At 67.6% G+C, this 7,508-nt stretch carries 8 protein-coding genes and 1 pseudogene; all 9 read right to left on the bottom strand.

The features are described 5' to 3' along the window. Positions 1-512: ATP-binding cassette domain-containing protein (locus ACFY9S_RS34580; protein WP_391136583.1), on the bottom strand; the 512-nt coding region annotated here is incomplete at its 3' end. Continuing rightward, on the bottom strand, positions 505-1,608 hold the full coding sequence (locus tag ACFY9S_RS34575) for an extracellular solute-binding protein (protein ID WP_391136580.1): 1,104 nt from the start codon (positions 1,606-1,608) through the stop codon (positions 505-507). The genes ACFY9S_RS34575 and ACFY9S_RS34580, both read right to left, overlap by 8 nt. 51 nt (positions 1,609-1,659) lie before the next feature. Beyond that, positions 1,660-1,869: pseudogene (locus ACFY9S_RS34570) on the bottom strand (IS110 family transposase); the annotation flags it as partial. A gap of 151 nt (positions 1,870-2,020) precedes the next feature. Next, positions 2,021-2,464 carry a cupin domain-containing protein gene (locus ACFY9S_RS34565; RefSeq protein ID WP_391136577.1) on the bottom strand — a complete coding sequence of 148 codons (444 nt, stop codon included), beginning with the start codon at positions 2,462-2,464 and terminating at the stop codon, positions 2,021-2,023. A gap of 246 nt (positions 2,465-2,710) precedes the next feature. After that, positions 2,711-3,445: an SDR family oxidoreductase gene (locus ACFY9S_RS34560; RefSeq protein ID WP_391136574.1), complete on the bottom strand. Its 735-nt coding sequence runs from the start codon at positions 3,443-3,445 to the stop codon at positions 2,711-2,713. A gap of 76 nt (positions 3,446-3,521) precedes the next feature. After that, positions 3,522-4,631 (bottom strand): alanine racemase, encoded by a 1,110-nt coding sequence (locus ACFY9S_RS34555; protein WP_391136571.1) that lies wholly within the window; start codon positions 4,629-4,631, stop codon positions 3,522-3,524. 136 nt (positions 4,632-4,767) lie between these two features. Beyond that, the gene (locus ACFY9S_RS34550; protein WP_391136609.1) at positions 4,768-5,256 is read right to left on the bottom strand and encodes an Atu1372/SO_1960 family protein; all 489 of its coding nucleotides are present in this window, start codon (positions 5,254-5,256) and stop codon (positions 4,768-4,770) included. A gap of 504 nt (positions 5,257-5,760) precedes the next feature. Beyond that, the gene (locus ACFY9S_RS34545; protein ID WP_391136568.1) at positions 5,761-5,970 is read right to left on the bottom strand and encodes a DUF2180 family protein; all 210 of its coding nucleotides are present in this window, start codon (positions 5,968-5,970) and stop codon (positions 5,761-5,763) included. Positions 5,971-6,670: 700 nt separating this feature from the next. After that, positions 6,671-7,357, bottom strand: a complete 687-nt coding sequence (locus tag ACFY9S_RS34540; RefSeq protein WP_391136565.1) for an FCD domain-containing protein — start codon at positions 7,355-7,357, stop codon at positions 6,671-6,673. Positions 7,358-7,508: the final 151 nt, after the last annotated feature.

The following is a 7,508-nucleotide window of genomic DNA, read 5'->3' as shown; positions in this document are numbered from 1 at the left end:
ACCAGCGCCCGGCACAGGGCGACACGCTGCTGCTGACCACCGGACAGCTCACGCGGCTTACGGCCGCCGAACCCGGACAGGCCCGCGATCTCCAGCGTCTCCCCGACACGCCGACGGATCTCGTCCTTCGGCACGCCGCGCAGCGTCAGCGGGAAAGCGACATTCTCCGCGACCGTCATGTGCGGGAACAGCAGGTACTGCTGGAAGACGAAACCAAGGCCCCGTTTCTGCGGCGCCAGACGGGTGACGTCACGGCCGCCGACCGTGATGGTGCCGGAGTCGGGTTCGCAGAACCCGGCGATCATCATCAGCGTCGTGGTCTTGCCCGACCCGGAGGCGCCGAGGAAGGTGACGAACTCCCCCGCCGCGATCTCCATCGACGCCTCGTCGACGGCGACCACGTCGCCGTAGGTCTTGCGCAGTGCCACTACCGACAGCGCCTTGCCGGTCGCGGTGGCCGGCTTGTTACCGGCCACCTTCACCGACGCTGCCGTGATACCGAATTCAGCCACGAGCCCACTCCAACCAGCGCTTGGTGACGGCCGATTCGTTCTTCAGCCACCAGTCGGCATCCGCATCGAAACCCTTGTCGTAGTACTTCGGCGCACCCGCGAGCGCGTTGCGCTCCTCCTCGGTGAGCTTGGCGTAAGCCACCGGAGAGGACGGGTTCGACGGGAACGCCTTGGCCAGGGCAGCCTGGCTCTCAGCACGCAGCGCGAAGTCCATCAGCTGGTAGGCGTTGTCCGCGTTGGCCGCGCCCTTGGCGATCGCGTAGCCCGAGAACTGGCGGCGCATGCCGTTGAGCTGCCGCTCCACCGGGACGCCCTGCTTCTGAAGATCAGCGATCCGGCCGTCCCAGACGGTGGACATCGTCACCTCCTGGCGGCTGAGCAGGACGCCGGGGAGCGGGCCGCTGTCCCAGAACTTCTTGATGTCGCCCCGCAGCCGGGTCAGCACCTTGAAGGCACGGTCCACATCCAGCGGGTACAGCTTGTCCATCGGCACACCATCGGCCAGCAGCGCGAACTCCAGCTCCGGCAGGTCACCGTCCGGGCTGACCATCGCACGGGCACCCTTGAACGCCTTGGTGTCCCAGAAGTCCGCCCACGACTCCGGCTTGCGGCCGTCGAAGGCGTCCGTGCGGTACGCGATGCACTGGCCGTAGAAGCTGTGGCCGATGGCATGGTCCGTGACCTGGGCCTCGGGTATCTTCGCGCTCTTCACGCTCTTGATCCGGTCGAGGTCCAGCGCCTCCAGGGCGTCCTGCTTGACGTACTTGGTGTGCGACATCATCGAGTTGTTGATGAGGTCGCACTGCGGACGGCCCTGCTTGATCTGGGCGAGCAGCGGGGCGTCGTCCAGGTTCAGCACCTTGACCCCGATGCCGGTCTCCTGCGTGAACGGCGTGTAGATCGCCTTCTGCAGGGCCGCGCCGTAGGAACCGCCACTGTCACGGACGACCACCGTCTTGCCGCCCTTGCCACCACTCCCACCGGCTGTCCGGCTGGAGCCGGTGCCGCAGGCGGCGAGGGAGGGAAGAGCGGCCAGGGCGGCCAGGCCGCCTGCTCCGCGCAGGAGCGCTCTTCGACCGATCTGGGCATCACTCATGGCAATACTCCTCATCTGGGGACGCATGGGACCAGCTGTGCGGGGGCTTTACCTCGCATGCGGGGGGGGCAGGGCGGCGAACGCGGACAGAACATCGCCCGCTTGCCTTGCCGATCGCCGTTTGGGGCGCGTGTTCGCCGTGGATCGAAGTCCCCGACGCCCTTGTCACCGGAGCGACGTCGGCCGGGTGACCGGGTGGGTGGCGGTGGGGAAACCGGAGCCGGGACAGGGGGTGACCAGCGGAGTGGGGGTGGTCCTCAGCAGAGCCGGAGCAATGAGGGCTCTGGTGAGGGATGAAGCAGATCCTGGCCTACGGCTGAGGGACGGGCCGAGCGGACCATCGGCCCCGGCGGCGTTGCTCAGCAGGTGGCTTCGCGTAAACCCTGAAGGCGATCGGGGCCGGGCATCGGCATCACGTCACGGTCACGTAGATCTTGCGCACGGTTTCGATGGTCTTCCAGACGCCGACGTAGCCCGGCTTCATGACGAAGCTGTCGCCGGCCTTGTAGATCACCGGCTCGCCGCCTTCGGGTGTGAGTTCGACGATGCCGGAGAGAATGTGGCAGAACTCGAAGGTCTCGCCCTTGATCGAGCGCATCTCGCCGGGCGTCGCTTCCCAGACGCCCGTATGGATCGACTCCCCACGGGCGACGTCCTGGGCCCAGGTCCGAAAAGCAGGGTTGCCGGAAATGAGGCGTTCCGGAAGCGGGCCGGACTCTCGCGGCGTGAAGGAGGGATTGGTGTCGATGGCCTTCAGGAGCGACATGTCTTTCCTTTTGGAGCTTGAGAAGTTGGTGGCCGCGGCCACGGTCGACGAGCTGCTGCCGAGCGGCATCTGACACACGCTCGTGGGCATGGCCCGTTCCCGATGTGCGGAGGCCGATACGAGGCATCGTGGCTGGTGCCGAGGTGGCCGGGTGGCTCGGATACGGTTGTCGGCACGGGCGCACTGAGGGTGACGCCGTTCGAGTGGGGCAGGCGAATGGGGCACGTGCTCGACGCTTGTTCGACAGTTCATGCCGCAATCGGCGGACGCCCGAGGCAGGAGGAGCGACCGAGAACAGGTCGTTCAGACCCTTCCTGGTGATGCCCAGCAGGGTGTTCAGCCGGCGGTGTACCCGCCGTCGACGGTCAGGACCGATCCGGTCACGTACGACGACTCCTGCGAGGCGAAGAAGAGCACCGCGTCAGCGACCTCTTCAGGGGTGGCGAGGCGTTGGAGCGGGATCGTGCTCTCGCGCTGACGGCGGTAGCCCTCGGGGTCAGGCCTGCGCTGGAACGCCGCTTCGATGATCGGTGTGGCGGTCAGACCCGGAGCGACGACGTTGACCCGGATGTTGCGCGGGGCCCATTCGATCGCGGCGCCCTTGGCGAGCATGATGAGGCCCCCCTTGGCGGCGGAGTACAGGACCTGCCCGGACATGCCGACCATGCCCAGCCGTGAACTGACGCAGACGAACGAGCCGCCGGTCTCGGGCATCAGCGGGGCGAAGTGCTTCATCACCAGGAACGCGCTGAGCAGGTTGCTCTCGAGCACGTTCCTCGCGTCGTCGCAGGCCATCTCGGTGAGCGGACCGTCGGCCTGCAGGCCGTGGTTGAGGACGACGACGTCGACGGTGCCGAAGGTCTCTGCGGCCTGCTTGGCCAGGTGCTCGACGAACGTCTCGTCGTTGAGGTCTCCGGGAACGTACAGATCGTCGGGCTCAGCGCTGTCGAGCCGCTCCCTGCGGCCGGTGAGCAGGAGCCGCCCGCCCTCACGGCGGAAGTGGGAACTCACCGCCTGCCCTATGCCACTGCTGGCGCCTGTCACCAGGGCCGTGACGTTCTTGAGTCTCATGTCAGGCACTCCTCATTACGGGGGAGGTCGGTCGAGGGTGGGGGCTTGGGGAGGACGGGGGTCTCGTCCGTGCCGGTCAGTTGAGGAATCCGCGGGCGTCGACCGGCCACCGCTCCAGCGACGTGCCCGTGCTGTCGGTGACGATCAGTTCCTCGAAACCGAGGACGACGGGGCATACATGGTTGGGCACCACCGGTACGACGCTTCCGACGCTGGGGCGGAAATCGCCGTCCGGCAGCGGGAGGAACCCGTGGTACTCGTTGACCTTGGACAGGACCGCCTTCGTGCCGGCGATGCCGCCGTAGCCGATCTCGGGGCTGCCTTCTTTGCTGAGGGCCTTGTTGCCCACATCGAGGATGACCTGGTCGGGGACCCAGTCACTGACCACGGTCCCGGCGACGAACAGCGCGATCTGGTCCTCCGCGCAAGCACCCAGCCGGGCGTTGTTCAGATCGCCGAAGACGTACTCGCCGGGACGGATCTCGGTGATCACGCTGCTGCTGGTGGAGAACTCGACGGTGGGCGTGGAGCCGGCGCTGACCACCTGTGCGGTGACCCCGACGCCTTCGAGGCTGCGTACCGCGGTGGTGAGCGCGGCTTCCTGGTCCTGCGCGGCACGCCGGCGAGCGCCGCGACCGGCGCAGCCGTGTCCGGGATAGGTGAAGACACCCGCCGGCACCAGACCGCGCTTGCGGGCGGCGAGCGCGAGGTCGCCCGCGAGCTCGGGCGGCGCCCCGGAACGACGGGCGCCGCAGTCGACCTCGATCACCACCTGCAGGCGGTCCGGTTCGTCTCCCATCGCGTCGGCGAGGGCCTCGATCGCCGCGACGTTGTCGACGCCCACCCGCAGCCGGCCGGACTCGGCGAGCCGGCGGATCCGGGGCTTCTTCGTTCCCGCGGCCCAGATCGGGTAGGCGAGGAAGATGTCGCCGAAGCCGGCCGCGGCGAAGACCTCTGCCTCACCGACGTTTCCCGCGGTGATCCCGACCGCGCCGGCCTCGATCTGGCGCCGACCGATCTCCACGCACTTGTGTGTCTTGACGTGCGGTCTGACCTTGATGTTGTGCTGGTCGGCGAAGCCCTGCATGCGGTCGATGTTGCCCTGCATGACGTCGACCAGCACGATCGGCGCGGGGGTGTCGATCCGCTCGACCAGAGCGTCGAGTGCTCGTTGCAGCTGATTCACGCTGCCCTCCTTGTGGTTCTACCTGGAACGATCGAGGGGAAATGGTCGAGGGGCACGGGTGCTGACTCCCCTCGATGCCGAACGCGCGTGCCCCGCGACATCGCGCGCACTCGGGTACACCGCCGTCGGGGCCGCCCTACGCAGCGGTGATGACCATCTGGATCTCGACCGGACTGTTGAGCGGCAGCCCGGCGACACCGATCGCGGTGCGGGCGTGCCGTCCGTTCTCGCCCAGTACCTCGATGAGCAGTTCACTGGCCGCGTTGGCGACCTGCGACTGCTCACCGAAGTCCGGCGTACTGGCCACGAAGACCAGCATCTGCACGATCCGGACCCGGTCCAGATCGCCCACCGCCTGCACAGCGGCTGCAAGGCAGTTCAGCACGGCATCGTGCGCGAATGACCGCGCCGTCTCGAGGTCGATGCCCCTGCCGACAGTGCCCTGCCCCAGCAGCCAACCGTCCCGGTAAGGCAGCTGGCCCGAAATGTAGATGCTGGAGCCCACCGTCCGGTGGTGCACGTAGTACGGGTTCTCCCGAAGCTCGGGAAGGGCCAGCCCCAGGGCCTGAAGCCGATCGGAAGCCGAGTCGGTGTTCGCTGCCGAAGTCTCATGGTTCTTGATCATCTGCACTCGGCTCTCCTCTCGAGTAAAGGCGGCGACAAAACCCCCTATGGTGGCTTAAAACCGTCAACCTATTGTCGTTTGTCGACCATATGGCTGTCCGTCGAGCACTGTCAATACGAACTTCAACCTCGAACGCGGCCGCGGAATCGGTTCGGGAGTGCGCTGTGGCGGTTCAGGGCAAGCGCGCAGCGGCCGTTCAGGGATGCGCCTGTGGCGTGAGGCGCCAGGCGGGTCCGGGACCGACCGGGTGCCTACGGGCACTCGCGGGCCGGGAGGAACGCCGGCCCCATCACCGTGCCGGGACGACCGCCGGCGAGGACATCATGGATACTCTGCCGTCCACAGTCACGCCTCCAGCACGGCGCACCCACCGTGGCCGCGACTGAGGCCCGGACGCCGCACCGGTGTGCGGGACGGCATCCGGGCGGGCCAAGAACGGGGTGTTCGGACGGGCAGCGCGCGTTCGGCGACCGATGATGCGGTGCGACAAGCGCACCATGCGGGTCAGTGCGCCGTCTCGGCCATGTCGCAGGTGTGGCAGACCACCCTGCGTGCCGGGATGCGGCCGTACGCAGCACCCATGCCGATCTGGCGGGTCACCTGCACCTGTCGTACGCGGGCGTGGTTCTCACAGGTGGCCAAACCGCAGCGCGAGCACACACCGATGCCGGTGGTGTCGCTGCGCGCCTCCTGGAGGCAGTCGTAACACCTCATGTTCAACTCCGATTTCAGCAGGGCCAGGTGCAGCAGCCGACCCCCATGAATAAAACCCACCCAGGCCACGCACACCTACTCAAGGAGCCTGAAAACTAAACCCCAGTTTAGACCTTGTCAAGACTGAGATTCGATCTCGATCGCATGGCCAGTGCGCGATGAGTGAACCCCTTGACCCTCTCGCCCCTTGACCCGCTGACCCGCTTGACCCTCTTGATCCGCCCGACCTGACTACCAGTCAGCGCTTGCCGTTCAACGGCACAGCGAACGCGGCCCGCGTCCCAGAGCCTCGCGACACCGCGCTCCAGGGGGAGTCGCCCGCAGATACGTCGGCAACCTCGGCACGGCGCGGACGGCGCCGCCGGAATGCACGCCGATCAACGGTTACGCATGCACCTCACCAGCCGCGACCGGCCGCAGCTGCCCCACCCCGAACGGAGTCGGCGACATCGGCGCATTGCCTGGTCGCGGTGCGCGGGCGGGTCCGTCACCGTGCGCGCGGCAGTTGCCGGCCGGAAGCCGACCGATCGCGGCCACGACAGGAGGCACCCAGGACTCGACGCAGCCGCTCGATCCGGCATACGCCTACCGGCGGACCCTTCACCGATGCCTGCCCGTGGTCGCACACCTCGATCACCGAACGCAGCGGCGTCGACGCAGTGGCGAGCAGGCTTGGATGTTTCACGCAGGCGGCATGGCCTCAGACATGCCGGGACGCGGGCTCCCCCGGATCTTCCGTCTTGGCCCCCAGCCCCATGGGGAAATGGGCAGCCAGTTCCCGGCGGAACGCGTCGGTGTCGCCGCCCAGGGCAACGGCGGCCAACCTCTCGTGCTCGACGACCAGTTGCTGCGGGTCGTCGCTGTAGGTGCGGTGGTCGACGCTGAGGTGGAGGCGCAGCTTGGTCTCCCAGCCGCTCCAGAGACTCTGCAGGACGCCGTGGCCCGAGAGGTCGTAGAAGAGCCTGTGGAATCGGAGGTGCGCGTCGATGCTGGCCGGGATGTCGTCCTTCTCCATGGCCCGGCGGAGATCCTCGACGGTTTGCAGCAACTGGGGCCGCTCAGGACCGCGCAGTGCTTCGGCCGAGAGCTCAGCGGCGTACGGCTCGACACGCAGCCGGACCGAGTCGATCTCGGCGACCTCCCGAGCGCTCACCTCCACGACGAACGCCCCACGGTAGGGGATCTTTACAACGAGGCCTTCCTCCTCCAGCTTGGTCAGCGCCTCGCGCAGCGGGGACCGGCTGATGCCGAGATCCGCGGCGATGTGCGCCTCGCGCAGCTGGCCACCAGGAGGCACGGTCCCATCGAGGATGGCGGCACGCAGTGTGCGGTAGACACCTTCAGGCGTCGTCGTCCGCTGCTCCTGCCACTCGAACTTGTGGTCCACCCCGTGGCCCTCCCTCAGTGATTACCGACCACTTGGTCGTTTGTCGACTATACCTCCGCCGGTTGCATCGACGTCATCGAGTGGGCCGCTCCGGTGGATCACCTCATGCGCACGGAAGGGGGTCGGCGCCGCCCTGCCCCAAGGCGCTCCT

Source organism: Streptomyces sp. NPDC012474 (genome assembly GCF_042955185.1).
Lineage (GTDB): Bacteria > Actinomycetota > Actinomycetes > Streptomycetales > Streptomycetaceae > Streptomyces > Streptomyces cahuitamycinicus.
This window is presented reverse-complemented; position numbering and strand designations above follow the sequence as displayed.

Bases quoted from the DNA above. Each gene is read 5' to 3' on its own strand.
- ACFY9S_RS34550 (WP_391136609.1), bottom strand. From the start codon at position 5,256: ATGATCAAGAACCATGAGACTTCGGCAGCGAACACCGACTCGGCTTCC.
- ACFY9S_RS34545 (WP_391136568.1), bottom strand. From the start codon at position 5,970: ATGAGGTGTTACGACTGCCTCCAGGAGGCGCGCAGCGACACCACCGGC.
- ACFY9S_RS34575 (WP_391136580.1), bottom strand. From the start codon at position 1,608: ATGAGTGATGCCCAGATCGGTCGAAGAGCGCTCCTGCGCGGAGCAGGC.
- ACFY9S_RS34565 (WP_391136577.1), bottom strand. From the start codon at position 2,464: ATGCCCACGAGCGTGTGTCAGATGCCGCTCGGCAGCAGCTCGTCGACC.
- ACFY9S_RS34560 (WP_391136574.1), bottom strand. From the start codon at position 3,445: ATGAGACTCAAGAACGTCACGGCCCTGGTGACAGGCGCCAGCAGTGGC.